Origin of the sequence: Limnospira sp. PMC 289.06, from assembly GCF_032350395.1 — a bacterium.
In the GTDB taxonomy this organism is placed as follows: domain Bacteria; phylum Cyanobacteriota; class Cyanobacteriia; order Cyanobacteriales; family Microcoleaceae; genus Limnospira; species Limnospira platensis.
On the sequence record NZ_JARPLC010000254.1, the window covers coordinates 1 to 1698 of the forward strand.

1 pseudogene is annotated in these 1698 nt (G+C 52.9%); it reads left to right on the plus strand.

What is annotated here, in order from left to right:
- Window positions 1–329: 329 nt before the first annotated feature.
- Window positions 330–1698 (plus strand): annotated as a pseudogene (locus P5674_RS24180) (Ig-like domain-containing protein); the annotation flags it as partial.

Below are 1698 nucleotides of genomic sequence, written 5' to 3' on the forward strand. Positions count from 1 at the left end.
GTTCGGTAGCCACAGCAGACTTCAATGGCGACGGCGATATCGACATCCTGCTCACGGGCTTCGATGGTGGCAATCCCATCAGCCAAGTATACACCAATGACACTGTATTTGCCTCACCCGCCAAAGCCATCTATGAAGCTGACAGCAGCAACGGCACCTGGCAATACAGCACGGACGGCGACACGACTTGGGTAAACTTCCCAACAGTTAGCGAAACCAACGCCCTACTCCTGGACGGCAGCAGCCAAGTCCGGTTTGTCCCCAACCCCGACTACAGAGGAGAAGCCACTTACAACTTCCGCGCCTGGGACCAATCAGATGGACTGTCAGTGGGGACTACGGCCGACGTTAGCACCAATGGCGGCACCACGGCTTATAGTGGCGATACAGCCACCGCCACCATCACCATCAACCCGGTTAATGATGCCCCGGTCCTCGATAATAGCCAGGACATCGAATTTGCCTTTAATGAAACCTTAGAAGCTACCCCCCCCACCGGAGAGGTCGGCTGGCTAATTAGCGAAATAGTCACCCTTGGTGAAAACGTCACTGATGTAGATAGTGACCCAGTTACAGGTATCGCCATCACCGCCCTAGATGAAACCAATGGCACTTGGTACTACAGCCTTAATAACGGCACAGAATGGACAGCAGTGGGGGCCGTCTCGGACACCAGCGCCTTGTTACTCCCAGACAATCCCAATACTCGCCTATTCTTCTCGCCCAACGCCAACTTTCGTGGCACAGTCAACAACAGCATCACCTTCCGCGCCTGGGACCAAACCTTTGGTAATGCCGGAGACTCGGAAAATGTCAGCATCAATGGAGGTACTACGGCCTTCAGTGCGGAAACCGACACCATCACCATCATTGTAGAACCCCTGCCCCGCATTGCCAGTGTTAGCGTTCCCACGGCCAATAACTACGGCATTGGACAGGAACTCGAATTTACCGTCACGTTCTCACAAGCGGTGACTATCTCTGGTGAAGTCTCCCTGCCCATTACCCTGGATACCGGGGGTGTGGTGAATGCCGCCCTGGTGGGTGATGGGTCATCTGCTACCACCCACAGCTTCCGTTACACGGTTGCCGAAGGAGATGAAGACTTAGACGGGATAGAAGTAGGGGCAGAACTGATTGTAGCAGATGGAGCTACCATTGTCAATAGTAATGGCATGAGTGCAGTTTTAACACTCAATGCGATCGATGATACCACTGCCATATTAGTCGATGGCATAGCACCGGATGCACCAACGATTACCACTACTGGCGCAACCAAGGATACCACCCCAGAAATCACGGGAACCGCAGAACCGGGAAGCACAGTAGAGATATTCCTAGATGGTACAAGTCTTGGGACAGCCACTGCTGATGATTCAGGGAACTGGACATTTACCCCAGCCACAGCCTTAGCAGAAGGTGAGTTTAGCTTCACGGCATCTGCCACTGATGCTGCGGGTAACACATCAGATGAATCGACTACAGTTAGCTTAACTGTCGATACTAGCGCACCGGATGCACCAGAAATCACCACCAGTGATATCACCAACGGTGTGATTGAAGGAACCGCAGAACCCGGAAGCACAGTAGAAGTCTTCCTAGATGGTAACTCTATCGGTACAGCCACTGCTGACGGGGATGGTAACTGGACATTTACCCCAGCCACAGCCTTAGCAGAAGGTGAGTTTAGCTTCACGG